The organism is Amycolatopsis sp. cg13 (assembly GCF_041346965.1).
Lineage (GTDB): Bacteria > Actinomycetota > Actinomycetes > Mycobacteriales > Pseudonocardiaceae > Amycolatopsis.
Genome location: NZ_CP166848.1, coordinates 3,788,215 through 3,814,321, shown reverse-complemented (window position 1 = coordinate 3,814,321; position 26,107 = coordinate 3,788,215). Strand labels below are relative to the sequence as shown.

The 26,107-nt window shown below is 68.8% G+C and carries 22 protein-coding genes; 13 read left to right on the top strand and 9 right to left on the bottom strand.

Annotated elements, in window-relative coordinates; translation table 11 throughout:
* The first annotated feature begins 27 nt into the window (after positions 1 to 27).
* Positions 28 to 1,851, top strand: a complete 1,824-nt coding sequence (locus AB5I40_RS17385) for a transglycosylase domain-containing protein (protein ID WP_370939554.1) — start codon at positions 28 to 30, stop codon at positions 1,849 to 1,851.
* A gap of 1 nt (position 1,852) precedes the next feature.
* Here AB5I40_RS17385 and AB5I40_RS17380 read toward each other — a convergent pair whose 3' ends face one another.
* A complete protein-coding gene (locus AB5I40_RS17380; RefSeq protein ID WP_116206493.1) occupies positions 1,853 to 2,662 on the bottom strand; it encodes an ABC transporter ATP-binding protein in 810 nt (269 codons plus the stop codon).
* 116 nt (positions 2,663 to 2,778) lie between these two features.
* Between AB5I40_RS17380 and AB5I40_RS17375 the strand changes: the two genes are divergently transcribed.
* Positions 2,779 to 4,107: a PLP-dependent aminotransferase family protein gene (locus tag AB5I40_RS17375; RefSeq protein WP_370939553.1), complete on the top strand. Its 1,329-nt coding sequence runs from the start codon at positions 2,779 to 2,781 to the stop codon at positions 4,105 to 4,107.
* A gap of 53 nt (positions 4,108 to 4,160) precedes the next feature.
* Here AB5I40_RS17375 and AB5I40_RS17370 read toward each other — a convergent pair whose 3' ends face one another.
* Both AB5I40_RS17370 and AB5I40_RS17365 read right to left on the bottom strand, forming a co-directional pair.
* Positions 4,161 to 6,131: an SDR family oxidoreductase gene (locus AB5I40_RS17370; RefSeq protein WP_370939552.1), complete on the bottom strand. Its 1,971-nt coding sequence runs from the start codon at positions 6,129 to 6,131 to the stop codon at positions 4,161 to 4,163.
* Positions 6,132 to 6,195: 64 nt separating this feature from the next.
* Positions 6,196 to 6,432, bottom strand: coding sequence for a hypothetical protein (locus AB5I40_RS17365; RefSeq protein ID WP_037810157.1), 237 nt, complete (start codon positions 6,430 to 6,432; stop codon positions 6,196 to 6,198).
* 183 nt (positions 6,433 to 6,615) lie between these two features.
* On the opposite strand from AB5I40_RS17365, the gene AB5I40_RS17360 reads away from it, so the two are divergent.
* On the top strand, positions 6,616 to 7,860 hold the full coding sequence (locus tag AB5I40_RS17360; RefSeq protein WP_370939551.1) for an NAD(P)/FAD-dependent oxidoreductase: 1,245 nt from the start codon (positions 6,616 to 6,618) through the stop codon (positions 7,858 to 7,860).
* On the opposite strand, the gene AB5I40_RS17355 is transcribed toward AB5I40_RS17360, so the two are convergent.
* Positions 7,814 to 9,010 (bottom strand): Bcr/CflA family multidrug efflux MFS transporter, encoded by a 1,197-nt coding sequence (locus tag AB5I40_RS17355; protein ID WP_370940541.1) that lies wholly within the window; start codon positions 9,008 to 9,010, stop codon positions 7,814 to 7,816. The genes AB5I40_RS17360 and AB5I40_RS17355 overlap by 47 nt on opposite strands.
* Before the next feature lie 745 nt (positions 9,011 to 9,755).
* Between AB5I40_RS17355 and AB5I40_RS17350 the strand changes: the two genes are divergently transcribed.
* Genes AB5I40_RS17350 through AB5I40_RS17325 form a run of 6 tightly spaced genes read left to right on the top strand, consistent with a single transcriptional unit; the run spans position 9,756 to position 16,256 of the window.
* On the top strand, positions 9,756 to 10,610 hold the full coding sequence (locus tag AB5I40_RS17350; RefSeq protein WP_370939549.1) for a fumarylacetoacetate hydrolase family protein: 855 nt from the start codon (positions 9,756 to 9,758) through the stop codon (positions 10,608 to 10,610).
* 1 nt (position 10,611) lies between these two features.
* Positions 10,612 to 11,913: an enolase C-terminal domain-like protein gene (locus AB5I40_RS17345; RefSeq protein WP_370939548.1), complete on the top strand. Its 1,302-nt coding sequence runs from the start codon at positions 10,612 to 10,614 to the stop codon at positions 11,911 to 11,913.
* On the top strand, positions 11,910 to 12,668 hold the full coding sequence (locus tag AB5I40_RS17340; RefSeq protein ID WP_370939547.1) for an SDR family NAD(P)-dependent oxidoreductase: 759 nt from the start codon (positions 11,910 to 11,912) through the stop codon (positions 12,666 to 12,668). The genes AB5I40_RS17345 and AB5I40_RS17340 overlap by 4 nt, the downstream gene beginning before the upstream one ends.
* Positions 12,669 to 12,707: 39 nt before the next feature.
* Complete coding sequence (locus tag AB5I40_RS17335; protein WP_370939546.1) at positions 12,708 to 13,748, top strand: sugar ABC transporter substrate-binding protein; 1,041 nt, start codon at positions 12,708 to 12,710, stop codon at positions 13,746 to 13,748.
* Positions 13,745 to 15,247 (top strand): sugar ABC transporter ATP-binding protein, encoded by a 1,503-nt coding sequence (locus AB5I40_RS17330; protein WP_370939545.1) that lies wholly within the window; start codon positions 13,745 to 13,747, stop codon positions 15,245 to 15,247. Before AB5I40_RS17335 ends, AB5I40_RS17330 begins: the two co-directional genes overlap by 4 nt.
* The gene (locus AB5I40_RS17325) at positions 15,240 to 16,256 is read left to right on the top strand and encodes an ABC transporter permease (protein ID WP_344285916.1); all 1,017 of its coding nucleotides are present in this window, start codon (positions 15,240 to 15,242) and stop codon (positions 16,254 to 16,256) included. The genes AB5I40_RS17330 and AB5I40_RS17325 overlap by 8 nt, the downstream gene beginning before the upstream one ends.
* 761 nt (positions 16,257 to 17,017) lie before the next feature.
* On the opposite strand, the gene AB5I40_RS17320 is transcribed toward AB5I40_RS17325, so the two are convergent.
* Positions 17,018 to 17,734, bottom strand: coding sequence for a FadR/GntR family transcriptional regulator (locus AB5I40_RS17320; protein ID WP_370939544.1), 717 nt, complete (start codon positions 17,732 to 17,734; stop codon positions 17,018 to 17,020).
* A gap of 74 nt (positions 17,735 to 17,808) precedes the next feature.
* On the opposite strand from AB5I40_RS17320, the gene AB5I40_RS17315 reads away from it, so the two are divergent.
* Genes AB5I40_RS17315 through AB5I40_RS17305 form a run of 3 tightly spaced genes read left to right on the top strand, consistent with a single transcriptional unit; the run spans position 17,809 to position 19,939 of the window.
* Positions 17,809 to 18,141: an L-rhamnose mutarotase gene (locus AB5I40_RS17315; RefSeq protein WP_370939543.1), complete on the top strand. Its 333-nt coding sequence runs from the start codon at positions 17,809 to 17,811 to the stop codon at positions 18,139 to 18,141.
* On the top strand, positions 18,138 to 19,112 hold the full coding sequence (locus tag AB5I40_RS17310; RefSeq protein WP_370939542.1) for an aldo/keto reductase: 975 nt from the start codon (positions 18,138 to 18,140) through the stop codon (positions 19,110 to 19,112). The genes AB5I40_RS17315 and AB5I40_RS17310 overlap by 4 nt, the downstream gene beginning before the upstream one ends.
* Entirely contained in the window at positions 19,109 to 19,939 is an 831-nt protein-coding gene (locus AB5I40_RS17305; RefSeq protein WP_370939541.1) for an amidohydrolase, read from the top strand. The genes AB5I40_RS17310 and AB5I40_RS17305 overlap by 4 nt, the downstream gene beginning before the upstream one ends.
* Positions 19,940 to 20,040: 101 nt before the next feature.
* Here the strand turns inward: AB5I40_RS17305 and shbA are convergent, their stop codons facing one another.
* Together shbA and AB5I40_RS17295 are read right to left on the bottom strand one after the other, a co-directional pair.
* Positions 20,041 to 20,697, bottom strand: a complete 657-nt coding sequence (gene shbA, locus AB5I40_RS17300) for an RNA polymerase sigma factor ShbA (protein WP_370939540.1) — start codon at positions 20,695 to 20,697, stop codon at positions 20,041 to 20,043.
* 325 nt (positions 20,698 to 21,022) lie between these two features.
* Positions 21,023 to 21,439: a GtrA family protein gene (locus AB5I40_RS17295; protein WP_370940540.1), complete on the bottom strand. Its 417-nt coding sequence runs from the start codon at positions 21,437 to 21,439 to the stop codon at positions 21,023 to 21,025.
* 1,710 nt (positions 21,440 to 23,149) lie between these two features.
* On the opposite strand from AB5I40_RS17295, the gene AB5I40_RS17290 reads away from it, so the two are divergent.
* Positions 23,150 to 23,455 carry an iron-sulfur cluster biosynthesis protein gene (locus AB5I40_RS17290; protein WP_344285923.1) on the top strand — a complete coding sequence of 102 codons (306 nt, stop codon included), beginning with the start codon at positions 23,150 to 23,152 and terminating at the stop codon, positions 23,453 to 23,455.
* Between the two features lie 209 nt (positions 23,456 to 23,664).
* Here AB5I40_RS17290 and AB5I40_RS17285 read toward each other — a convergent pair whose 3' ends face one another.
* Positions 23,665 to 24,792, bottom strand: a complete 1,128-nt coding sequence (locus AB5I40_RS17285) for a glycerate kinase (RefSeq protein ID WP_370939539.1) — start codon at positions 24,790 to 24,792, stop codon at positions 23,665 to 23,667.
* Positions 24,789 to 25,736 (bottom strand): 2-hydroxyacid dehydrogenase, encoded by a 948-nt coding sequence (locus tag AB5I40_RS17280; protein ID WP_370939538.1) that lies wholly within the window; start codon positions 25,734 to 25,736, stop codon positions 24,789 to 24,791. The genes AB5I40_RS17285 and AB5I40_RS17280 overlap by 4 nt, the downstream gene beginning before the upstream one ends.
* Positions 25,737 to 26,107 lie beyond the last annotated feature (371 nt).

The following is a 26,107-nucleotide window of genomic DNA, read 5'->3' as shown; positions in this document are numbered from 1 at the left end:
TGTCACTGGTTCAGTCGTCCTTCATTCGTGGAGTCAGCCCCGGAGAGTGACCAATCCGCTGGTGTCCGTCGCCAGTGGCGCCGCATCCGCAAGGGTGCCTACTACCTGACCGGCTTCGCGGTGGGCGTGCCGCTGATCGCGTTCTGGATCGCCTACCTGCTGCTGGACGTCCGCAGCCCCCAGGACGTCCTCGCTTCGCTCGGCAAAACCGTCACGCTGAAGTACTCCGACGGCAGCGAGCTGCTGCGCATCGTGCCCCCGGGCGGCGATCGGAGGTTCGTGCCGTTCGACCAGATCCCGCAGAAGCTGCGCGACGCCATCGTCGCCACTGAAGATCCGACGTTCTGGGCCAACTCCGGCTTCGACCCGACCGGGATCGGCCGCGCGTTCCTGACCGGCGTCGGCGGCGGATCCGGGATCACCCAGCAGTACATCAAGAAATCGACCGGCGACGAGGATTCGACGCTGTCGCGGAAAATGCAGGAACTCGTGCTCGCCACGAAGATCACCCAGCAGCAGAGCAAGGAACAGATCTTCGAGAGCTACGCCAACATCATTTCCTTCGGCCGCGGCACTTTCGGCCCCGCGGCGGCGATGAACGCGTTCTTCGGCCGTCCGCTCGACAACAGCATCACCTGGAGCGAGGCCGCTTTCCTGGCCGGGATGATCCAGTCGCCGTCGGTGCACGATCCGGCGGTATCCGGCGATGAGCACGCGGCGAAACGCTGGCGATACGTCCGCGACAAGCTGGTCGAACGCGGTTACTTGAAGAATGCCGACGGCATGGCCTATCCGGGTGCGGAGATCAAGCCGCCCGCGGAAACGCGCGTGAGCCTGAATTACGACCAGTATCATCTCAAACAGCGAGTGCTTGCCGAACTGGAGACGGCCGGGTTCTCGATTTCCCGGTTGCAGCAAGGAAATCTGACCGTCCAAACTACCCTCGACCCAGGGTTGCAGAACGCCGCGCACACCGCGCTGAGCGACCGGTTGAAGGGCGAACCAGCAGAGTTCCGTGGCGCGTTGGTGGCGGTTGATCCGACGAATGGCGCGGTGCGCGCGTACGACGGCGGCAACAACGGCGTCCGGGATTATGCGGCAACCGGGCATTCGCTCGGCTCCGCGTTTTACCCGTTCACCGCGGCGGCCGGGTTGAAGAACGGGATGTCGCTGGAGGAGAAAGTGGCTGCTCCCAGGGAGATCCAGTACCTCGGCGAGAAGTTCGAGTATCCGCCGAAGTGCCCGCAGTCGTGCACCTTGCGCAGCGCCTTGACTTCAGGCGCGGACACGCCGTTCATCACGGTCTCCAAGAAGATCGGCGTCGACGAGGTGAGTGCGGCGGCGCGTTCGGCGGGGATTCCCGATGAAGTGGACGGCACTCCCACCATGCGCGAACAGGACGGCGTCACGATCGGCTCGGGCATCGTCGTCGGCCGGTACCCGATGCGGCCGCTCGACGTGGCCGGCGCGTACGCGACCTACGCCGCCAACGGGATGCGCGCGGCGGTGCACCTCGTGGACAAGATGCTCGACCAGTCGGGGAAAGTCGTGTGGCAGCACGAAAACGAGCCGGTTTCCGCGGTCCCGGCGGAGGTGGCGCGGGACGTGACTTCGGCGTTGCGGACGACACTGCCGGACGGTCGCGCGGCGGCCCTGCGCACTGGCGAGTTCGAACGCGGCAATTCGCGCGACAACCAGGACGCCTGGGCGGTCGGCTACACGGCGCAGCTGGCGACGGCGGTGTGGCTCGGCTCCGACGACGACCGGCGGCTGATCGACGCAGGCGGGAAGAAGGTGACCGGTTCGTCGGTCCCGGCGGATGTATGGCGGTCGTTCATGGCCCGCCGCTAGCTCACGCGGCCCGGCGGCTGACCTTCGGAATCACCATCGGGCTCCCGCTCTCCGGGCACTCCATCACCCGGCACGGCAGCTCGAAGATCCGCTCGACGTTCTCCGCCGTCACGACCTCCTCCGGCGTCCCGGTGGCCAGCACCTTGCCGTCGCGCATCGCGATCAGGTGCGTCGCGTACCGGGCCGCGTGGTTGAGGTCGTGCAGCACCGCGACCAGCGTGCGGCCCTGCTCGCTGTGCAGCGTCGCGCAAAGGTCGAGGATGTCGAGCTGGTGCGCGATGTCCAGGTACGTCGTCGGCTCGTCGAGCAGCAGCAAGTCGGTCTGCTGGGCCAGCGCCATCGCCATCCAGACGCGCTGGCGCTGCCCGCCGGACAGCTCGTCGACCATCCGCTCGGCGAGGTCGTCGACGCCGGTCGCGCGCATCGAATCGGCGACCACCGTCGCGTCATCACGGGACCATTGGCGCAGCAGTTTCTGGTGCGGGTACCGGCCGCGCGCGACGAGGTCGGCCACGGTGATCCCGTCCGGCGCGATGGAACTCTGCGGCAGCAAGCCGAGCCGGCGCGCGACCTCCTTCGCGCCGTAGCTGGTGATCACCTCGCCGTCGAGGTAGACCGAGCCCGCGCGGGGCTTGAGCATGCGGGCGAGCGCGCGCAGCAGCGTCGTCTTGCCGCAGGCGTTGGGACCGACGATGACCGTGAACGACTTGTCCGGGATGACCACGCCGAGTCGTTCGGCGACCGTGCGGCCGTCGTAGGCCAGGGTCAGGTCCTCGGCGTGCAGTCGGGTGTCTTCGCTCGTCAGTGCCACACAGGTAAGGCTAACCTAGTGACCCCCGTTCGGGGAGTTCCGTGGGTCGCATTAGCGATGAGTGACCGGCCGGTGCCATGATGCGTCCGGGAGAATCCCGGCAGAGCGAGGGTGGGATGGACGACTACCGCGTCGTCGCGGACGAACTCGCCGCCGACATCGAAGCCGGCCGGCTGCGCCCCGGTGACCGGCTGCCGCCGCAGCGCCGGTTCGCGCGCGACCGCGGCATCGCCGGCTCCACCGCTGCCCGCGTGTACGGCGAACTCGTCCGGCGCGGCCTGGCGATCGGCGAGGTCGGCCGGGGCACTTTCGTGCGCGCCGCGAAGCCCGGACCGGAACCGGCGCTGTCCGAACCCGGCGACGCGCGCGTAGACCTCGAACTCAATTTCGCTGTGCTGCCAAGCCAATCGGCCAAGCTCGCGCAAGCACTCGAACCCGTGCTGCGCGCGGACGTCTTCACCGATGCCCTGCATCCGCTCGGCGCGGCCGGCACCAAAGCGGTCCGCGAGGCAGCCGTCACGATGCTCGCGCGCGGCACCTGGCAGCCGGATCCGGACCAGGTGCTGGTCGCGGGCAACGGACGGCAAGGCATCGCGGCCGCGCTCGCCGCATTCGTGCCGACCGGCGAGCGGCTTGCGGTCGAATCCCTGACGTACCCGGTGGTCAAAGCCGCCGCGACCCGGCTCGGCATCGAACTGGTGCCGATCGAAACCGATGCGCACGGCCTGGTTCCGGCCGCGCTCGCGGCGAGCGCTCCGGTGCGGGCGCTGTACGTCCAGCCGACCCTGCACAATCCGCTCGGCACCACGATGCCGCCGCAGCGCCGCGCCGAACTGGCCGCCACCGTCCGCGGGCTGGACCTGCCGGTGATCGAGGACGGCATCTACACCTTCCTCCGCCCGGACACCGAACCGCTCGCCGCGCTGATGCCCGAGCGGACGGTTTTCGTGGACAGCCTGTCGAAACGCGTCGCGCCCGGCCTCACAGCCGGATTCCTCGTGGTCCCGCCGGCCTGGGTCACGCGACTGTCGAGCGCGATCCGCTCCGGCGGCTGGGCGGCGTCGCGTTTCTCCGTGGAAGCGGCGCGACGGTGGATCACCGGCGGCGTGCTGGCGGAGGTCGAAGCGGCGAAGCGCGCGGACGCCGGGGCACGGGCGAGGATCGTCGCCGACCGGCTCGCGGGCTTCCAGGTGTACGGCGACGCCTCGGCTTACCACCGGTGGTGGGTACTGCCGGACCAGTGGCGAGCCGAGACTTTCGTGGCTGCCGCTGCGCGCCGGGGGATCGCGTTGTCTCCGGCGGCGGCGTTTTCGGTGGTGCCGGGGCACGCCCCGAACGCGGTGCGGATCGCCGTGTCTGCGCCTGCGGAGGAGACGTTGGGGAGTGCGTTGGCGGTGCTGGCCGGGCTGGCGAGGGGCGTGCCGGAGGACGCGTTGGTGGAGTAGGGAGTCGTGCGCGGCGATGCTGGTTAGAACCGGCATTGCCACGCACGAGGTTGCTAGGCCTTCCTGCGCCAGACCAGCCGCGTGAGCGTCCCCGCCACCGCTGCCGGAGCGGGCTGTCGTGGCCGTTTCTTGGCCTCTGGCGCGGATTCCGGCATCACCCGGTACACGAGATGCGCCGCGAACCGCGCGAGGTCCGGCGTTGCCAGGGAGGCCAGTTCCGCGGCCCGGCCCTCGGGCAGGCTCAGGATCTGCGGCCGCCGCTCGATCGCCTTCACCACCAGTGCCGCCGCGCGTTCCGGGGAGCTCGCGGGCAGCCCGCGGTACGACCCGGTCGGCGCGATCATGTCCGTGCGCACCAACGGCATCCGGACCGAGGAGAACGTGACGCCGTCGGACAGCGTCTCGCGCCCGGCGGTCAGGCTGAACTCCTCGAGCGCCGCTTTTGAGGCCAGGTAAGCGGAAAACCGCGGCGTGTCGGTCTGCAGACCCTGCGTCGTGACGTTCACGACGTGGCCGAACCGGCGTACGGTCATCGACGGCAGCAGTCCGAGGATCAGCCGCACCGGGCCGAAGTAGTTGATGGCCATGGTGCGTTCGTAGTCGTGGAACCGTTCCGTCGACAGCTGCACTGAGCGTCGGATGGACCGTCCGGCGTTGTTCACCAGGACGTCGACCGCACCGTGATCGGCGAGGACGGCCTTCACGAGACCGTCGACCGCGTCGCCGTCCGTGAGGTCGCACGGGTACGTCGCTGCTTCGCCGCCAGCCGCCGTGATCTCGCTACGCACGTCTTCAAGTTCTTCAACGCGCCGCGCGACGAGAAGCACCTTCGCGCCGCGACGCGCGACAGCGAGCGCTGAAGCACGGCCGATGCCGGACGAAGCACCGGTAATGAGAACAACGCGTCCTTCGAGCCCCGGACGGCGAGCGTGGTCCGGGTCGAGATGCGCGCGCCAGTAGCGGTACAGCGGTTCCGCGTAGTCGCGAAGCTCGGCAAGGTGGACGCCGCTGCCGTACAGCTCCGAAGTGGTGCGCGCGGTGTCGAACTCCACCTCCATGTTCAGGTGGGGGAGTACTTCGAGCGGAATTCCCAGCTCGGTCAACACTGCTGCACGCGTCGCACGTCCAGTCGGCAGGCGGTCCACAGCGGTCGCGAGGCGGGACGCTGTTGTGCGAAGCAGACCAGACGGCACTGTCGTGCGTACGCGCGGCGCTCCGGCGACGCGAGCGAAGGCGTTGTAGACCTCGTGCAGCTTCTGCGGTCGCGGCGAAGCGAGGTGATACGTACTGCCTGAAGGCGCTTCGCGGTGCATGAGGTTTTCCATCGCGGCGACGACGTAGTCGACCGGGACGAGGTTGGTAGCCCCGAAGTCGGGCGCGACGAGCGGCAGTTGCTTCGGCAGCGCAGCGAGCCGAGAGATGGCGGGCAGGAAGTAGTACGGACCGTCGATCTTGTCCATCTCGCCGGTGCGCGAGTCGCCGACGACCGCCGAGGGCCGGTAGACGCGGAACGGCACGTCGGACTGTTCGCGGACCAGCTTCTCGGCCTCGAACTTCGTTGCGTGGTACGGAGAACTGAAGGACTGCCCGAGGTCGAAGTCGGTTTCGGTGAACCGGCCGGCGTGATCGCCCGCGACCGCGATGGACGAAACGTGGTGCAGCAGTCCTGCTCCGGCGGCCGCGGCGAAGGCGAGCAGGTTGCGGGTGCCTTCGACGTTCGCGGCCCGGTTCGCCGCGTCGTCGGCGGTGAAGTCGTAGATCGCGCCGAGATGGATGACGTGATCGATCCCGCCGACCCCGTCGTAGCCGGCCGGGTCGAGGCCGAGCAGCGGTTCGGTGAGATCGCCGACGGCGGGGACCAGTCGGTCGGCGTTCGGCCAGTCCCGCGCGATCCCGGCGAGGCGGTCGCGCGAGGTGTTGCGGACGAGCACGTGGACGGCGGTCGTGTCCCGCCGCGCGAGCAACCGGGCGACCAGGCGCTTCCCGAGGAAGCCCGTCGCGCCCGTGACGAAGTAGGTGGTCATGGCCGGCACCTTTCGGGGTCTGCGGGTGCCGACTCTACCTACTCATGAGTAGGAACGGTAGTTGTCAGTCGGTTCCGGTGCGTCGCGCCGACGTCGCGGTGGCCACCACGGCGTCGCGAAGGGCCGCGCGCAGCCGTCCGACCTCCAGCGGCCCCAGCACCGCCGCTTCTCCCGGCGGCGCGACCAGGACGACTTTGTCGTCACTGCTCACGAACACCGTCACGTCCCGGCGCCTGCCCGCCAGGTCCCGGCAGCCGACCGTCCACTCGTTCCGTACCGCACTGTCGTCCCGCGCTGTCACGACCCTCGCCCTCCCATCACGTAGCACCCGTGTCCTTCGTGCGGGGGTGTGACCGGGCGCTCCGGGGCGCCTTACGCCGGTTCACCCGAATTGCCTACTGGCCGGTTTTCCACGGGGTGTGACCGGCCGGATACCGGAGTAGCGTCGGCCACCGCACGCCGCGGGCACGCCTCAGGAGGACGGATGTCGGAACCTCGGAAGATCGTCGTCGTCGGATCCGGACTGGCCGGTGCCACTGCGGCCGCGACAGTCCGAGAACGCGGTTTCGACGGCGACGTCCTGCTGCTCGGAGCCGACACGCACCGGCCGTACGAGCTGCCGCCGTTGTCGAAGGCCGTGCTGCTCGGCAACGCCGAGGAACCGGACTGGGTGCGTGACGAGGGCTACTGGGACGAGCGCGACATCCGGCTGCTCTCTGGCACTACAGCGACCCGAGTCGAACTGGGTGCACGCCTGGTCCTTGATGACGCCGGTGACGAACACCGCTACGACCGCCTTGTCTTAGCGACCGGCTCGCGCCCGCGGACGCTGAAGGTGCCCGGCGGCGACCTGCCCGGCCTCTACACGCTTCGCACTCTCGACGACGCACTGCGGCTGCGCGAGGCCTTCGAAGCGGCGAAGCGAGTACTGATCGTCGGCGCGGGCTGGATCGGCACCGAAGCCGCCGCTGCCGCGCGTACGCACGGCGCCGAGGTGACTGTGGTCGCTCCGGAGAAGCTGCCGCTCGCCAACGTCCTCGGCGACGAGGTGGCCGGAGCGTTCTATCGCCTGCACGAAGAACACGGTGTGCAGTGGCGTCTCGGTGAAGGCGTCGCAGCGATCACTGGCGACACAGCAGCGACCGGCGTCCGACTGTCGAGCGGCGAAGAGCTGTACGCCGACGTTGTCCTTATCGCGGTCGGCGCGGCCCCTCGTGTCGAGCTGGCACACGCCGCCGGTCTGGAGCTGGCAGACGACGGTGGTGTGGACGTCGATGCGGGTTTGCGTACAGCGGCACCTGACGTCTACGCGATCGGCGACATCGCTTCGGAGTTCCATCCGCGCTACGGCCGCCGCGTACGCGTCGAGCACTGGGCGACAGCGCGTACGCAGGGCGAGCACGTCGCGGCCAACCTCTTTGGTGCGAACGAGCCGTACTTGAACAGCCCGTACTTCTTCTCCGACCAATACGACCCGGACCGCGGCGGCCCGGCGATTGGCTGCGAGTACCGCGGCCTGCCCGTCCTGGACCGGGACCGCGTCGTGGTGCGCGGCGACCTAGCGGCTTACGACTTCACGGCTTTCTGGGTGACGCCGGACAACGAGGTCTCGGCCGCGATGAACGTCAACCAGTGGGACGACGGGGACGCGCTGCAGAAGCTGGTCGACGAACGCATCGCGGTCACCGACGACCAGCTCCGGAGCGGGAACCTCGCCGACTTGGCCTGACCGTCAGCGTCGCGAACGACAGCAAGGCGAGCACCCCGAACCCGGCCATCGTGGCGGTCATCGGAACCGCCGTGCCCGATCCGCCGAGCCCGACCAGCGGCGTCGCGATCCCGCCGACCGCGAACTGCAGCACGCCCAGCAGCGCGGACGCCGATCCCGCCGTGCGCGCGTGCCCGGCGAGGGCGAGCGAACTGGCGTTCGGGCTGATGATTCCGATGCAGGACACCATGAGCAGCAACGGAATCAGCAACGCTGGCAACGGGAGTCTCATTGTTGCCGCGGTTAGCGTTGCGAGGCCGGAAATCGTCGACACAGTCAGCCCCGCGCGCAGCAGCGTCCGCTCGGGAAACCGCCCGACGAGCCACCCATTGAGCTGCCCGGCGAGCACGATGCCGACCCCGTTGAGCCCGAACACGACGCTGTATTCCTGCGGACTCAGGCGGTAAACGTCCTGCAGCGCGAACGACGAACCCGAGATGTACGCGAACAATGCGGCGAAGTTCAGCCCCGCGGTGAGCGCGTAGCCGAGAAACGTGCGATCCGTGAGCAGCCGTCCGTACGTGCGCAGCACCCCACCGAGCCGCGCCGGATGCCGACGCTCGACCGGCAACGGCTCCGGCAACGCGAACGCGACCGCGGCGAGCAGCAGCGCGCCGAACCCGGTGAGGACGACGAACACGCCGCGCCAGGACGTGAACGTGAGCAACTGCCCGCCGAGCACCGGAGCCAGGATCGGCGCGAGACCGTTGACGAGCAGGAGCAGCGAGAAGAACTTCGTCATCGCCGTGCCGGTGTAGAGATCGCGGACGGCCGCGCGGGCGATCACGATTCCCGCTGCCGCGCCGAGCGCCTGAACACTCCGTGCCGCGATCAGCAATTCCACGCCCGGACTAGCCGCAGCCGCGACCGACCCGGCGATGTACAGCCCGAGCCCGACCAGCAACGGCCGCCGCCGCCCGAAGGAATCCGACAACGGCCCGGCGATGATCTGCCCGACCGCCAGCCCGACGACGAACGCGGTGAGCGTCAGCTGGACGGTGGTGTCAGAGGCCTGGAAGTCGCCCGCCATCCGGGGGAGGGCGGGGAGGTACATGTCGATGGAGAGGGGCCCGAAGGCGGAAAGGCCGCCGAGGATGAGCAGACGTCGGATCTTGCCTTGACCGGAGTGCTCGGGGAGGGTGGCGGTGTGTTCGACGTGCTCCGTCCTGGACCGGACCGCGGTGGAGTGATCGACCGCAGAGTCATCCGGCGTGGTGCGGTTTGCGGCGGAGTGATTCGCTGCGGAGTGTTCGGGCGTCGAATGATCCGCGGTGAAGCGATCAGCCGTGGAAGGCTCCGCGCCCACAGGCCCTGCAGTGGAGTATTCAGCCGCGGAATGATCCGGAGCGTCGCGGTCCGTCGTGGAGTGCTCCGCCGAGGAATGATCAAGCGCTGCATGATCGCTCGCCGAATGATCCGTCGCGGAACCCTTCGTCGCGAGCAGCCACGCACCGTCCGGCAATGGCACTGCCCGCTCAGCGGCACACCACTCGTCGTCCGCGCTGATCTCCGAGGCGCCAACCGCGCCGGGACCGCCCCGGGAACCTCGCCCCTCCGCCTCCCCCGATCCGCCGCTGCCCGCCCTCAACTCGCCGCCTTCCTCTTCGCCGCGCGAAGCCGAACCCCCAGCCGTCCGCCGCCCCAGCCCAGCCGTGTCTTCCGGTCCCATCCGCGCCGCACCGTCTCCCTCTTCGTGGCGGGACCTCCCCGCCAGGACGAGTGTCCGTTATCCGCCCGGCAGCCCGGTGATCGGATCAATTTCCGCACCAAATCCCGCTTCCCTCTAGATCTGCCGCCCACCCATGCGCTATACATCGGATGTATCGCGAAGCGGGTGTCGAGAGAGGGGTTCGTCCGTGCGGTTTGTGCGTCTCGGGGCAGCGGGGGCTGAGCGTCCGTTCGTCCGTGCCGGTGACGGCACCCTCCACGACCTCTCCGGGGTCACGCCGGACATCGACGGCGCGTTCCTCGCCGGCGACGGGCCGGCGAAAGCCGCGCAGGCGCTCGAGGCCGGGGAGCTGCCGGTCGTCGACGGGGCCGGGCTGCGGGTCGGCGCGCCGATCGCCGCGCCGGGCAAGATCGTCTGCATCGGCATGAATTACCGCCGCCACGCCGAGGAAACCGGCGCGGCCGTGCCGACCGAGCCGGTGCTGTTCATGAAGGCTCCCGACGTGATGGTCGGACCGTTCGACGAGGTGCTCGTCCCGCGCGGCTCCACGGCCACCGACTGGGAGGTCGAACTCGGCGTCGTCATCGGGAAAACCGCGCGGTATCTGGAAAGCGCCGACGAGGCGCTGGCGCATGTCGCCGGGTACGTGGTGTCCAACGACGTCTCCGAGCGCGATTTCCAGCTGAACCGCGGCGGCCAGTGGGACAAGGGCAAGAACTGCGAGACCTTCAATCCGCTCGGCCCGGAATTGGTGACCGCCGACGAGATCCCCGACCCGCAGGCGCTCGGCCTGCGCACCTGGGTCAACGGCGAGAAGGTGCAGGATTCGTCCACAAAGGACATGGTGTTCGGCGTCGCCGAGATCATCCATTACCTGAGCCAGTTCATGGTGCTGCGCCCCGGCGACCTGATCAACACCGGCACCCCGGAGGGCGTCGCGCTCGGGCAGCCCGAGCCGAAGCCGTACCTGCGCGCGGGCGACGTCGTCGAACTGGAAATCGACGGCCTCGGCAAGCAGCGCCAGACCTTCGGGCAGGCCTGACATGGCGAAAATCGTGGCCATGGAGGTCCGGGACGTCCGGTTCCCGACGTCGCGTGACCTCGACGGTTCGGACGCGATGAACCCGGACCCGGACTATTCGGCGGCCTACGTCGAACTGCACACCGACGCCGGACCGGATGGTTACGGTCTCGCGTTCACCATCGGCCGCGGCAACGACGTGCAGGCCGCCGCGATCCGCGCGCTGGCACCGCATGTGGTCGGCCGCGATGTGCCGGAAGACGCGGCAGCGCTCGGCGCGCTGTCGCGGGCCTTGGTCGGCGACTCGCAATTTCGTTGGCTGGGACCGGAAAAAGGCGTCGCGCACATGGCGATCGGCGCGATCGTCAACGCCGCGTGGGACCTCGCCGCGCGCCGTGCCGGGCTGCCGCTGTGGAAGTTCGCCTCGCGGATGACGCCGGAGGAGCTGGTGTCCCTTGTGGACTTCCGCTACCTCTCGGACGCGCTCACCGAACAGGAAGCGCTCGACATCTTGCGCGCTGCCGAATCCGGGAAAGCCGAACGAATCGCGAAACTTGAGGCCGACGGTTACCGCGCGTACAGCACGTCGGCGGGCTGGCTCGGATACTCCGACGCGAAACTGGTGCGGCTGGCCGAACAAGCCGTCGCCGACGGTTTCGAGATGATCAAACTGAAGGTCGGCGGGAATCTCGAGGACGATGTCCGGCGGATGAAGCTGGCGCGCGAGACTGTCGGCGCGGACATCCGGATTGCCGTCGATGCCAACCAGCGCTGGGATGTAGCGACGGCAGTGTCGTGGATGACCGCGCTGGCGCCGTTCGATCCATATTGGATTGAAGAACCGACCTCGCCGGACGACGTCCTCGGCCACGCGGCCATCGCGAAGGCGCTCGCGCCCATCAAGGTCGCCACCGGCGAGCATGTCCAAAACCGCGTGGTGTTCAAGCAATTGCTGCAGGCTGGTGCGATCGACGTGCTCCAGCTGGACGCCGCGCGCGTCGGCGGCGTGAACGAGAATCTCGCGATCCTGTTGCTGGCAGCGAAATTCGGTGTTCCGGTGTGCCCGCACGCCGGTGGTGTCGGGCTGTGCGAACTGGTGCGGCATCTGTCCATGTTCGACTTCGTGGCGGTGTCCGGTTCGGACGAAGACCGCAGCATCGAATGGGTCGACCACCTGCACGACCACTTCACCGACCCGGCCGTCGTGCGCGACGGCCGCTACCTCGCTCCGACCGCACCGGGCTTTTCCGCGCGCATGCACGACGCTACGCTGCGCCGGTTCAGCTTCCCGGACGGTCCTGAATGGACGGAGAACGCGCAGTGAGCGAATTCGACGGCCTGGTCGCCGCGGTCACCGGCGGTGCCTCGGGCATCGGCCTGGCGACCGCGAACCTGCTGGCCCAGCGCGGCGCGCAGGTGGCGGTGCTCGACCTCAAAACCGACGAGGTTCCCGAGCCGCTGACCGGATTCCGCTGCGACGTGACGTCCGACGCCGAGGTCCGCGCCGCCGTCGATGCGGTGGCCGAACGCTTCGGTCGGCTCGACATCCTGGTCAACAACGCGGGAATCGGCGCGCAGGGCGACGTCACCGCGAACGACGACGACGAGTGGCACCGCGCGTACGACGTGAACGTCGTCGGCATGGTGCGCACGGCCCGGGCTGCCTTGCCGCACTTGAAGAATTCGCCCGCGGCGGCGGTCGTGAACACCTGCTCGATCGCCGCGTGGGCCGGATTGCCCGCGCGGGCGCTGTACTCGGCCACGAAGGGCGCGGTGCTGTCGCTGACCCTCGCGATGGCCACCGACCACCTGCCGGACCGGATCCGCGTCAACTGCGTGTGCCCCGGCACCGCGGACACCCCGTGGGTCGGCAGGCTGCTCGACACCGCCGCGGACCCGTCGGCCGAACGGGAGGCGCTCGCCGCCCGCCAGCCGATGGGGCGGCTGGTGACCGCGGACGAGGTCGCGAACGCGATCGCGTACCTGGCCAGCCCGCTTTCGGCATCGACTACCGGCACCGCGCTCGCGGTGGACGGCGGCATGTACGGCCTGCGCCCGCGCGGACCCGTGCAGAACTGATCTGCTCAGCCAACAAGGCCTGTCATCAAGGAGGATGCGGTGCGTACGAAGGTGATCCAGCTGGCCGCCGCGGTGGCCGCCTGCGGTTTGGTGCTCGGTGCGTGCGGGTCCACTAAGGACAAACCGGCGGCCGCGGCTGGCGGCGGCGGCACCGGCAAGGTCGGGGCGACGCTGCCCCTGCTGACTTCGCCGTTCTGGCAGGCCTACAACAAATACGTGCCGCAGATGGCGAAAGAGCAGGGGCTCGACGCGCTGCCGACGGTGAACGCCGACAGCGACCCGGCGAAGCTCATCACGGACATCGGCACGCTGCTCAACCAGGGCGTGAAGGGGCTCGTCGTCACGCCGCTCGACTCGGCCGCAGTCGTCGCCGGGCTGAAGCAGGCGGAAATCAAGGGCGTCCCGGTGGTCGCGGTGGACGTCGCGCCGGAAAGCGGCAAGGTCGCTATGGTGGTCCGCGCGGACAACAAGGCGTACGGAACCAAGGCGTGCGAAGAAATCGGCAAGCGCGTCAAGAGCGGCAAGGTCGTGCAGGTGATGGGCGACCTCGCGTCGGTCAACGGCCGTGACCGGTCGGCGGCGTTCCGCGAGTGCATGAAGCAGAAGTACCCGGACGTCAAGGTGCTCGAGGTCGCTGCCGAATGGAAGGCGGACAAGGCGTCGTCCGGTTTGGACAGTCTGCTGACCGCGAACCCGGACATCAAGGGCGTGTACATGCAGGCGGGCGGCGTTTACCTCGCGCCGACCGAGCAGGCGCTCAAGCGCAAGAACCTGTTCTTCCCGGTCGGCGACCCGAAGCACGTGGTGCTGGTGAGCAACGACGGCATCCCGCAGGAGCTCACCGCGATCCGCAACGGCGAACTCGACGCGACCGTTTCGCAGCCCGCCGACGCCTACGCCAAGTACGGCATGTACTGGCTCAAGAAGGCCATGGCGGGCGAGACGTTCAAGCCGGGCCCGACCGACCACGACTCCACGATCGTCGAAATCAGCCCCGGCATTCTGGAAGACCAGCTGCCCGCGCCGGTCGTGACCAAGGACAACGTGGACGACAAAGCTTTGTGGGGTAACAACCTGTGAGCGCGCCGGTAGTGCAGGCGGACGGCGTCGGGAAGCGGTACGGGCCGACCGTGGCGCTGCACGACGTCAGCCTCACCGTTCGGCCCGGCGAGTCGCACGCACTCGTCGGCCGCAACGGGGCGGGCAAGTCCACGCTGGTGTCCATCCTCACTGGACTGTCCGAAACGGACACCGGCAGCGTTTCCTTCGGCGGCGTCCGAGCTCCTTCGCTGTCCAAACAGGACGACTGGAAGGCGCACGTGGCGTGCGTGTACCAGCACGCGATGGTGGTGCCGCAGTTGACGGTCGCGGAGAACCTGTTCCTGAACCGGCAGGCTCAGGGCGGGTTCTCCATCGGCTGGAAGAAGCTGCGCCGTCAGGCACGGGAACTGCTGGACTCGTGGGACGTCCGGGTCGATGTGGACACTCCTGCGGGCGATCTGTCCGTTGAGGACCGTCAGTTCGTCGAAATCGCCCGCGCGTTGAGTTATGGTGCTCGGTTCATCGTGCTGGACGAACCGACCGCGCAGCTGGACAGCCAGGCCATCGAACGGCTTTTCGACCGCATGCGGCAGATGCAGGAGAACGGTGTCACGTTCCTCTTCATCTCGCATCACCTCCACGAGGTTTACGAGGTGTGCCAAGCGGTTACCGTCCTGCGCGACGCCCGGCACGTGCTCACCGCGCCCGTCTCCGAGGTCAGCCGGGCGGCGCTGGTCGACGCGATGACGGGGGAGCAGGGCGGCCTCGCCGTGCGCGACGCCGCCACCCGCGACCCGCTAGCGGTGGACGCCGAAGAGGTGCTCACCGTCGATGACCTGTCTGGCGACGGTTTCCACGACGTCTCGCTCAAGGTCCACCGCGGCGAGGTCGTCGGACTCGCCGGCAGCAACGCGAGCGGCAAACACCAGGTAGCCGAAACGGTTTACGGCCTGCGTGCGTCCACTTCAGGCACCATTGCGGTAGACGGAAAGCGCCTGCCCGCCGGTGATATCCCCGCCGCCCTTCGTGCGGGGATCGGCTGCGTCCCAAGGGATCGGCACCACGAAGGCCTGGTCCTGGAACACTCCATTATGGACAACGCGACGTTGTCCGTGCTCGACCGGATGGGCCGCGGCGGCCTGGCGTCCCCGAAAATCCGCCGGGAACGCGGAACGCGCGCCCTGACCGCGTATGACATCGTGGCCGCCGGCCCGGACCAGCCCGTTTCCGATCTGTCCGGCGGAAATCAGCAAAAAGTAGTGCTCGCCAGGGCTTTGGAGAGCGACCCGCGCGTGGTGGTGCTGATCAATCCCACCGCGGGTGTGGATGTGAAGTCGAAGGAGGCCCTGCTCGCGGTCGTGGACCGGGTGCGGGCCGAGGGGAAGGCGGTGCTGCTCGTGAGCGACGAGCTGGACGATCTGCGCCTGGCCGACCGGGTGCTGGTGCTGCGCGCGGGCGCGGTGGCCGCCGTCCACCAGGCCGGCTGGTCCGACGGGGACTTGGTGGCGGATATCGAAGGAGTCGGGCTCCATGACTGACCTGATGAGCGACCCGCAGACGGCGCTGCCCGCGGTACGGGCGAAGCGCCGGAAGTCGGCGTGGCTGCGCGAGCTGGCGCTGCTGCCCGCGCTCGTGGTGGTGTTCGTGATCGGCGGGCTGATCAGCGACACGTTCTTCACCTTCGACAACATCATCAGCATCCTCTCCGCGGCGGCCGCGCTGTCGCTGGTCGTGCTCGGCGAGTCGCTGGTGCTGCTGACCGGCAAGTTCGACCTGTCGCTGGAATCCACGATGGGCATCGCTCCCGCGATCGGCGCGATGCTGGTCATCCCGGCGGCGTCGTCCGGCTTCGGCACCGAATGGCCCTCGGTGCTTGGCCTGGTGGCGATCCCCGTGGTGGGCGCGCTGATCGGCTTCGTGAACGGCTTCCTGATCGTGAAGCTGAAGCTGAACGCGTTCATCGTGACCTTGGCTATGTTGACGGTTCTGCGTGGTACTCAAATCGGCACGACGAACGGCAAGACGCTGTTCGACCAACTGGACGCTTTCACCGCGTTGGCGACGACGACGTTCGCCGGACTGCCCATGTCGGTGTGGCTCGCGGCAGTGCTGTTCGTGGTCTTCGGACTGGGCCTGCGCTACCACCGAGTCGGCCGCTCGCTGTACGCGATCGGCGGCAACCGCGAAGCCGCGCGGGCCGCGGGCATCCGGGTGGACCGAATCTCGTGGGCGGTCTTCGTGGTGGCCGGCGTGCTGGCTGCCATCGGCGGCCTCGCGTACACGGGTTATGTCGGCGCTCTGGGCGCTGACCAGGGCGATGGCCTGATCCTGCAGGTCTTCGCCGCGGCGGTGATCGGCGGTGTCTCGCTGGACGGCGGCCGAGGGACGTTGGTCGGGGCGCTGACCGGCGTGCTGTTGCTGCAGTCGGTGGACAGTCTGCTGCGCATCGCCCAGGTTCCGGCGGAATGGCTGAAGGCGATTTACGGCGGGATCATTTTGATCGCGTTGATCATCAGCCGGTATGCCGGCGGAAAGCCCCAGACCTGATCGGCGGAGGTTCGGTGATCATCCGACCTTCTCGACGCCTTGGCCCGGCGGGCGGTCCGCTGGGCTGTGCGGTGGTTGGCCCGGCGGACGGCTTGCGGAGCACCAACCTGGCGGATGGCCCGGCAGGTGGGCTGTGGGGCGATGCGGTGGTTGGCGCGGCCAGTTCTGTCTCCGCTGTCGTTCCCCGCCGCGCTGTCGCTGCCCGCCGCGCTGTCGCTCCTGGCTGCGCTGCAGCCGCTGGCTCCGCTGCGCCCTCCGTCTCTGTCGCGTCTTGTGCGGCGAAGAGACCCTTCACCGCACAAGAGCCGGAGTCGATGGAGGGACCCCTCATCACGCCGGTTGGCGAACGAGTCTCCGCCGCTTCAGCCGGGCGTGCGCGATGGGTCCCTTCATCGTCCCCAGAACGGTGCCGGACGATCGCCGTCCCGCCTCAAGCGCGAAAGGCCCCCTCGCGCCCGCCGGGCGTGCGTGATGGGTCCATCCGCGTCGTCCGTCACGGTGTGAGGGCTCCCGTCACTCCCGCCGTGCAGACGCGGAAATCCCCCTCGTTCCAACCGAACGTGAGCGAAGGGGCCCTTCACTCCGATCGGCAAGGACTGAAGGGACCCGTCACCACAACAGACCGCGCAGAAACCGCTTCCGTCCCCGTCCACTCAGGAACTGTCGTCATCTCTGGCTGGTCAGGGAGCGTTGCAATCCCCGTTCAGTCAGGAACTGTCGTCATCTCTGGCCGGTCAGGGAGCGCTGCAATCCCCGTCCAGTCAAGAAGCGGCGGGCTCGGCGTGATCGCCAGCCGCGGCGTCTTCGACCAGGGTGCTGCGCAGCCATTGCTCCACTCCGGCCACGTGCACCGTCGCCCACGAGCGGGCCAGTTCTGGTTCTCGGGCGGCGATGGCGTCGTAGATCGCGGCATGCTGTTCTCGGGTTCGGGCGACCGCGCCTTCCTGGGTGAGACCGCGCCAGATCCGGGCTCGCGCCGTCGGGCCGGAGAGGCTTTCGAGCAGCGAGCACAGCACTGGATTGCCCGAGCCGTCAGCGATTTTGCGGTGGAACTGCAAGTCGTTCGCCACCAGCGCCTCGACGGTCGGCGAGTCCTCCAATTCGCCGAGCAGCGCACCGAGTTCGGCGACGTCCTCGTCGCGCATGTGCAGCGCCGCCATCGCGGTGGCCGCGGGCTCCAGAATCCGCCGCACGGCAAGGAAATCGAGCACGGTGTCGTCGCGGTGAAAATCGACGACGAAGGTCATCGCGTCGAGCAGCAGGTTCGGCTCCAGGCTGGTGACGTACGTGCCGTCGCCCTGGCGCACGTCCAGGACCCGGATCAGGCACAGCGCCTTCACCGCTTCCCGCAGCGAACTGCGGGACAGCCCCAGCCGCTGCGCGAGCTCGGCCTCCTTGGGGAGCCGGTCGCCCGGGGCCAGCTCGCCCGAAATGATCATGTCCTTGATCTTGTCGATCGCGACATCGGTGACGGGCATCGGGACCGCCCTCCCTGCAGAGACCTCGGATGTTTACCCCCTACAGCGTGCCACGACTCCCGTCAGGAGGAACGATGACCCACGGCCCGGCGCCGCAAACGGTCGCATTGCGCACCCGGCTCAAGCCCGGAATGGAGAAAATCTACGAGGAGGTGCACGCGGTGATCCCGCAGGATCTGGACGCCGCGCTGCGCCGCGCGGGCGTGCGCTCGTGGCGGATCTGGCGTGACGGGCTCGACCTGTTCCACTTCGTCGAGGTGGACGACTTCGAGCAGATGCGCGCGAAACTCGCCGACGACCCGGCTGACATCGCGTGGCAGAAGCGGATCAACGAACTCCTCGACCTCGACCATTCCGACGTCGCCCACGGCCTCGGGCTGGTGTGGCAACTCCCGGCGGAGGCGTGACCGTGGACCTTCCCCCGTTGGGACTCGGCGGCGCGCAACTGGGCAACCTCTACCACGCGGTGCCGGACGAAATCGCCGCGGCGAGCGTGCGGCGGGCGTGGGACGAGGGGATCCGCTACTTCGACACGGCGCCGCACTACGGGCTCGGACTGTCCGAGCGTCGGCTCGGGGCCGCGCTGTCGGCGTATCCGCGAGCTGAATATGTCCTGTCCACGAAAGTCGGACGGGTGCTGGAACCGCGCGCGGTGGCACCCGGGGAACGCGACGACCAGGGGTTCGACGTCCCCGGGACTTACCGCCGCCGCTGGGATTTCAGCCGCGACGGGGTGCTGCGTTCGCTGGAGTCGAGCCTGGACCGGCTGGGTCTCGACCGCATCGATCTCGTGTACGTGCACGACCCGGACGATCATTTCGAGGAAGCGGTCGCCGGCGCGTTCCCGGCATTGCTGGAGTTGCGCGAGCAGGGTGTCGTGGGCGCGATCGGGGCCGGGATGAACCAGGCGCCGATGCTGGCGGAATTCGTGCGCCGGTTCGATCTCGACCATGTTCTGATGGCCGGTCGCTATACCTTGCTGAACCAGCCGGCGTTGGACGAGTTGTTGCCGCTGTGCGTCGAACGCGGCGTCGGTGTCGTGGCTGGCGGCGTGTTCAACGGGGGAATTCTCGCCACTGAACAACCCGGCACTATTTACGATTACACGGCCGCGCCTGCGGATCTCGTGGAGAAAGCACAGAAAATAGCGGAAATCTGCGCACGGCACGGTGTTTCGCTGCCGGAAGCCGCGCTCGCGTTGCCGCGCACGCACCCCGCGGTGGTGTCGGTGGTCGTCGGCGCGCACGACGCCGACCAGGTGTCGCTGAACGTTCGCCGGGCAGCGGCGAATATCCCGGCCGTACTGTGGGACGACCTCGCTGACGCCGGCCTGCTGCGGTCGGCCGCCCGTCCCGTCGTGTCCGGAGGAACCCAGTGATCGATTCGCACCACCACCTGTGGGATCCGGCGCGCCGCGAGTACCCGTGGATGTCCGGCGACGCGCTGGCTCCGATCCGCAAGCCATACACAGTCGACGATCTGCGCACGGTGACCACCGCGGCCGGCGTCCACGCCACTGTGCTGGTGCAGACCGTTTCGGACGAGACGGAAACTGAGGAGTTCCTGGCCACTGCCGCGTCCGAGCCACTGGTGGCAGGCGTGGTCGGCTGGGTCGACCTCGCCGCCCCGGACGTGTCCGACCGGCTCGCCCGGCTGCGCGGACTCGGCCCGCTGGTCGGCATCCGGCACCAGGTCGAGGACGAACCGGACCCGGATTGGCTGCTGCGTCCGGAAATCCTGCGCGGCCTGAGCGCGGTCGGCGCCGCAGGCCTGGTCTACGACCTGCTGGTGGCACCGGCGCAGCTTGACGCCGCCCGGCGGGTCGCCGAACGCTTGCCGGAGTTGCGGCTGGTCCTCGACCACGCCGCGAAACCGGGCATCGCGGCCGGCGAATGGCAGCCGTGGGCAAACGGCGTCGCATCGCTGGCCGCGCACGAGAACGTGCACTGCAAGCTGTCCGGCTTGGTGACGGAAGCCGACTGGCGCGAATGGCAGGTGGGCCATCTGCGCCGCTACGCAGACCACGTTTTCGAGTCGTTCGGCGCGAACCGGGTCATGTTCGGCTCCGACTGGCCAGTGTGCGAACTGGCGGCAGCGTACGAAGTCGTACTGGACGCGGCGGTGTCGCTGACCGGAGTGCTGAGCGACCCGGAACGGCTGGACGTCTTCGAGCACACGGCGGCACGCGTTTATGAATTGAGCTGAGAGATGCGGCGGGCTAAATCCAGAGTGCCGCGCGAAGCCGAGCCTGTCGACCTATTCAGCGGTCCTCGCCGGCGTTCCAGCCGTTCGAGTGACGGAACGGCTCAGAAGTCCTGGCCCTGCACCATCTCGCGGAGCTTGGACAGCGCGCGGTGCTGCGTGACGCGGACGTTCCCGGCCGAAATACCCAGCGTTTCAGCTGTCTCGTTCGCGCTGAGGCCGACGACGATGCGCAGCGCCAGGATCTCCTGCTGCAGCGGGGCGAGGCGGGTGAGCAGTTCCTGCAGACGGCTGCCGAGATCGAGGCGCAGCGCGTGCGATTCCGGCTCGTTGCCGCCGGCGAGCGGGTGTTCGGGCAGCTCGGGAACCGGCTCGGAACGGTCGCGCGCGACGGCCCGGTAGGCGTCGGCGACCTTGTTGGCCGCGATCGCGTGCACGAGGTAGAGGAACGAGCCGCCGCGGTCCTGGTAATCGGGAAGGGCCTTGAGAACGGCCATGCAGACGTCCTGCGCGACGTCGTCGGCGGCGAGATAGGAGAGGTCGCGGCCGCCCATCCGGGCCCGGCAGTAGCGGGCGACGACGGGGCGGAGCACGTGCAGCAGGTCGGCGATCGCGGATTGATCGCCCTGACCCGCGGCGCGTACGAGCGGGTCGAGGTCTTCTTTGGTGAGACGTCCACCGGACCGGGGCAGCGTCGCAGGGCTCACGTAGCCCGCGACGTCGGACACCGCAGTACGGGACGTCTTCGACGGTGCTGTCATGGTCGTCTCCCCGGCAACCCTGCGACCGTCGCTGTCTTGGGGTCAACACTCTGTGATGTTGCGGTCGCAAGTACTCCAATCGAACGGGGGGAGCACTGCGATCGTTGCGACGCTCCGTAACCTTAAGCGGCCGGAGGCCGACCGTCCACATTTCAACTACGAATACCCCGTTAGCAGCAGTGGTCTTGACACAAACGAGACCAGCCGACGCACAGTACGAATCCGGTCTCGCAGCATGTGCGGATGTCCGATTTGATGCGTCACGAAGAGTGATAGCCGGGTAGCGCAACAGAGAGTGGTCGCACTGCGGGTAGAACGGGTTCCACTACCGTTGGTGATCTTGTGGCGCGTCCGCTCGCCGCGTCCGGGCGAAAACCCACCAGCGCAGAACGGCGAACCGCACGACCCCGCCGACGAAACTGGCCGCGAGAAGCGCGGCGGTTTGCTGCCCGGCGGAGGGATGCGCGACGACGGCGTCGAGGGCCGCGAGAACGGCCGATCCGTAGCCGGCGTAGAAGGCGAACGTAACGAGATCCTGAAGGTGCCGCTTGCCCGCGTGGCTGCTCCGTTTGGCGAACGTGACGCGCCGGTGGAACTCGGTGTTGCCGATCGTCGTGATCGCGAGCGCGGCGAGATTCGCCCATTGCGCGCCGATTTCCGGGCGGAAGGCGAGGAAAAGGACGGCCTGCAGCCCGGTGGTGACGACACCGGCGGCCAGGTACCAGGCCGCATGGCCCCCGATCTCGCGACGGCGGGCAGTGCGGTCGGCGGCGTGGGTTGGCCGATTATCGGCAACGGTTGCGGGTGCTGGATGCGGAGTGAGGACGGCTGGCGGATTCGGGTGAGGTCCGTCGAGGTGGGATTCGGCTACGAGATCCGTTGCCGGGCGGAGCGGACGGCTGGCTTCCGCGGCGGTGTCGTTGGCGGGCTCTAGCGGACGCAGGTCGGCGTCGTCGGTTGCCGCCTGATGGCGAGTGTCGTTCGGATTCGCCGTTGAGTGGCGACTGGCGCGCTGGGTGCTGATATCCGGGTGTGGTGGTTCGGCGTTGTCGGTTGCCGCTTCGCGGCGGGCGCTGCTGGGATTGGCCGCTGGGTGGCGACTGGTGCGTCGGATGGTGCCGGAGTGCTGAGGCTTGGCGTTGTCAGTTGCCGCCTCATCGTGCGCCCTGGCGGGGTTAGCCGCTGGGTGATGACTGGTGTGTTGGCTGCTGACGTCCGGCTGCAGCGATTGGGTGTTGTCGGTTGCTGCTTCACCGTGAGTGCTGTTCGGATTCGCCGTTGAACGGCCACTGACGATCTCTGACCGCAGCGGTTTGGCGTCGCCCGTTGCCGGTTGACGGCGAGGGGCGTTCGCGTCGGCCACCTGGTCGTGGCTGACGAGTTCGGTCCCGCGGCTCGGCGGCAGCGACGTCGCTGGGGTAGTCGCCGTTGAGTGGCGATTCGTGCTCGCGTTCGCCGCCAGGTGGCGACGGGTGCGCTCGTCTCCGGGCTCTGGCGGGAGCGGATCAGCGTCACCATCGGTTGTCCCGTGGTGGTTGGAGCTCGGATTTGCCGTTGAGTGGCGACGGGGGTCGTCCCTGCGGCGGTCGACGTCGGAGTCCAGCGAGTCGCGGCGGTCGAGTTCGTCGGCGAGTGCGGCTGGGCGGAGCTGGTCGGCGGTCTCATCGAGGCTCGAGGACCGGCCTGAAGGCTCGTCGAGCGTGCGGTATTCCGGCATGGCGTCGATCGCGTCGTCGCCGAGCGGGGCGTTGCTGGCGGCGTCCGGGCCGGGTTTGCGCCGGGGGCGGAGTCCGATCCGGCCGCGCGGCATCCACCTTGTGGTGGTCATGGTTTCGACGCTAGCTCCGCTCAGCCCGCTGACGCCCTGGCAGACCGCAGGAACCACTGTGATTCCGACGACAGCCGTTCGGCCCGTTTCACCGGAAGTCGGCTCGGGTAGCTCACCACGAACAATCCGGACTTTCGGGAGGTGCCCGTGAGCGATTCCGGTGACGACGCTCTCCGCGAGAGTCAAGCACCCGGGGCGGACAGTTCCCGTGTCGACCCGTTCCGTGCGCCCGCGCCCAGAGGTGCGGTGCGTGCTGGGGCAGGCTCCGCCGAGGTCCGGGAGAGTCAGCGTGCGGGGGAGCCGCCGGAGGTTCGGCCGCCGGTGGCCGGAGGGGGCGTCGAGGGATCGGCCGACACTGGCGAGCCGGTCAGCGTGGCCGAGGCTGGCTGGCCCGCGAATCCCAGACCGGGTGAGCGGGTCGACCACGGGGGCTGCACGGTCGCCGACGCGATCCGGTCGGCTATGGCCCGAAGAGCCTGATCTCAAACGTATTTGTGACAGGTTCCACCGTCGCGGCAACGCCTCTCGCGCTCACACTGCGCGACGGTCGTGCCGCCTTTAGCGTGAAAAACCACCCTGCAACCGACCGCGCGCATCCGACTGCGACGAAGGGAAGGCCGAAAGATGCTGACCGTTACCGAAGCCGCCGCCGAGGCGATCACCGCGTTGACCGCTGAACAAGGCACTGGCTCCGAAGAAAGCGGCCTGCGCTTCGCGCTGCAGAGCATGGAAGGCGACGGCGCCCAACTGGCGCTGTCGGTAGCCCCGGCCCCGGAAGACGGCGACCGCATCGTCGGCGCCGACGGCGGGGCGAAGGTCTTCCTTGAGCCTCAGGCAGCCGCGTTGCTGGACGACAAGGTCCTCGACGTTCAGCAGGACGACACCGGCGACGTCGCCTTCGCCGTCCTGCCCCAGCAGCAGTCCGCCTGACGGCTGCGCAAGCGCCCGGCCACGGGGTTCGCGCGGCGGTGTCCGTCGGCTGATCCCGTGTGCCGTTCGCCGGTACTGCCGGATGTCGTCCGGATCCGGCGAGTTGGCCATGGCCGATTCCTGGGTGGCACCGCCGTCCAAGACACGGGTTGTCCAAGACGGCTGAGCTGAGCAGAAGCGCTCCCGCGGTTGATCGCGGGAGCGCTTTGCTACTTGGCGCGCAGCCAGTCCCGCACCAGCACGGCGGCCCGTTCGCGCAGCAGTTCCGCGGCGTGGGCGCGGGCGTAGTCCAGCGACGGCGCGTGGTCGATCAGCGCGCTGCTGCCCACGACTCCCAGGCTGGCCAGCGCGTCCGCGTCCAGCTGGATCCGTCCGGCGAGCACGAGCAGCGGGATGCCGGTCCGCCCGGCGCGAGCCGCGATGCCTGCCGGGGCCTTGCCGGACAGTGATTGTTCGTCCAGCGAACCCTCGCCGGTGATGACCAGATCCGCGCCGGTCAGTGCTTCGTCGACGCCGGTCAACGCGGCGATCAGGTCGAAGCCGGACTCGACCGTCGCGCCGAACCCGGCGATCGCGCCCGCGGCGACACCTCCGCCGGCCCCGGCTCCGGGCAGGTCGGACACGTCCGACGTGCCAGCCTGCACAAGCGCCTTGGCCCAGTGCGCCAGTGCTTCGTCGAGCGCTTGGACGTCTTCCGGGTCGGCACCCTTTTGCGGGCCGAATACGGCCGCCGCCCCGTTCGCGCCAAGCAGCGGATTCGTCACGTCTGTCGCGACCGCGACCGGCACCCCGCCCAGCCGTTCCCGCACCGGACCCAGATCGACGCGCGCGACCTGCGCCAGCGACCCGCCGCCGAGACCGACCGGCGCACCGGACGCGTTGACGACCTCGGCACCCAGGGCGGCCAGCATCCCAGCGCCGCCGTCGGTGCTCGCGGTGCCGCCGACGGTCAGCACGAGCCGCCGCGCTCCGCGGGCGAGGGCGTCGTTCAGCAACTCGCCAACGCCCCACGTGTGCGCGGCCAGCGCGACTTCCCGGCTGGGCGTCACGAACTCGATGCCGCACGCACGCGCCGATTCGACGTAGGCCGTGCCGTCGAGCAGCACATACCGCGCCTCGACCGGTTCGTCGAGCGGACCACGCACCGACAGGCGCACCATCGAGCCGCCCGCGTTCTCGAGCACCTCCAGCGTTCCTTCGCCGCCGTCGGCGACCGGGCACGCGGAGATCTCGGCGTCCGGCAACGCATCGCGCACGCCGTGCGCGATCGCTTCCGTCACCTCGACCGCGGTCAGGCTTCCTTTGAACTTGTCCGGCGCGATCACGACCCGGGTCATCGGCCCACCTCCGTCAGCGGCTCGGCACCGGCGAGCACCGAGACGACGTTGCGTGCGGCCAGCACCGCCATCGCCGTACGCGTTTCCACCGTCGCCGATCCGAGATGCGGTGTCAGCACCACGTCGTCGCGCTCGAGCAGCCGCGGCTCGACGTCCGGCTCCTTCTCGAACACGTCCAGCGCCGCGCCCGCGATCTCGCCGGCTTCGAGCGCGTCGGCCAGCGCCGACTCGTCGACCACTGGACCGCGCGTGGTGTTCACGAGGTACGCACTCGGTTTCATGGCGCGCAACGCGTCCGCGTCGACAAGGTGCCGGGTCTCGGGAGTCAGCGGACAGTGCAGCGACACGAAGTCGGAACGCCGCAGCAGTTCGTCGAATGACACGAACTCGCCGTCGAAGTCCGGCTTCGCCGACCGTCCGGAGTAGACGACCCGCATCCCGAACGCCGCCGCCCGCTTCGCCACCGCGCGGCCGATCTGCCCGAGCCCGACGATGCCGAGCGTCTTGCCCTGCAAGCCGGACCCGAGCAGGAAGCCGAGATGGAACGACCACGGCTGCCGCGCGCGCAGCAAACGTTCGCCTTCGCCGAGCCGCCGCGAGACGGCCAGCAGCAGTCCGAACGCGAGATCCGCGGTGGCGTCGGTGAGCACGCCTGGCGTGTTGGCGACCACGACCCCGCGGTCCGCCAGTGCACTGACGTCCACGTTGTCGTAGCCCACCGCGACGTTCGCGACGACCTTCAGCTCGGGACCCGCCGCGTCCGCGACCGAGCCGTCGATCCGGTCGTGCAGCATCGACACCACCGCGGCCGCGCCGGCGACGAACTTCCGCAGTTCCTCGGGCGTGAGCGGCCGGTCCTCCGGCCAGATTTCGACTTCGCCTGCCTCGCCGAGCACCTGCACGGCCTCGTCCGGGATCCAGCGGGTGACAGCGATCTTCGGCATGCCGAGCAGCCTAATGCCGACTGTGCCGCCCGAGCGAGGTTCGCGGCGCGCTCACCGCCGGACACCCGCCTGAGCTGCGACGGAGCGTCCAACCGCGACAGAACGCCGCCGACGCGGGCAGTGCCCGAATTCCGCATTGCGGTACCACGCAACGAAATTCCGGTCTGCCGACGGCCGCGCCGCTCTGTGTCGCCGCGAAACCCGTTCGCCGACTCCCAGCGCACCGTGTTGTCTTATCGCATCACCTCATTCCTCTCGAAGCCCGCAAACCTTGCTCTGTCTTCTGTCGTCTGTCCGGACGTCCGCTTCACCCTTTGGCACTCCCGCGGGCGGCCGGACCGTGCTATGTTCATATGTAGAACTTCTGTGCG

Coding starts and splice junctions, on each gene's coding strand:
- AB5I40_RS17320 (WP_370939544.1), bottom strand. CDS start 17,734: ATGCCCGTCACCGATGTCGCGATCGACAAGATCAAGGACATGATCATT.
- AB5I40_RS17375 (WP_370939553.1), top strand. CDS start 2,779: ATGGACGACTACCGCGTCGTCGCGGACGAACTCGCCGCCGACATCGAA.
- AB5I40_RS17360 (WP_370939551.1), top strand. CDS start 6,616: ATGTCGGAACCTCGGAAGATCGTCGTCGTCGGATCCGGACTGGCCGGT.
- AB5I40_RS17370 (WP_370939552.1), bottom strand. CDS start 6,131: ATGACCACCTACTTCGTCACGGGCGCGACGGGCTTCCTCGGGAAGCGC.
- AB5I40_RS17315 (WP_370939543.1), top strand. CDS start 17,809: ATGACCCACGGCCCGGCGCCGCAAACGGTCGCATTGCGCACCCGGCTC.
- AB5I40_RS17285 (WP_370939539.1), bottom strand. CDS start 24,792: ATGACCCGGGTCGTGATCGCGCCGGACAAGTTCAAAGGAAGCCTGACC.
- AB5I40_RS17345 (WP_370939548.1), top strand. CDS start 10,612: ATGGCGAAAATCGTGGCCATGGAGGTCCGGGACGTCCGGTTCCCGACG.
- AB5I40_RS17325 (WP_344285916.1), top strand. CDS start 15,240: ATGACTGACCTGATGAGCGACCCGCAGACGGCGCTGCCCGCGGTACGG.
- AB5I40_RS17290 (WP_344285923.1), top strand. CDS start 23,150: ATGCTGACCGTTACCGAAGCCGCCGCCGAGGCGATCACCGCGTTGACC.
- shbA (WP_370939540.1), bottom strand. CDS start 20,697: ATGACAGCACCGTCGAAGACGTCCCGTACTGCGGTGTCCGACGTCGCG.
- AB5I40_RS17280 (WP_370939538.1), bottom strand. CDS start 25,736: ATGCCGAAGATCGCTGTCACCCGCTGGATCCCGGACGAGGCCGTGCAG.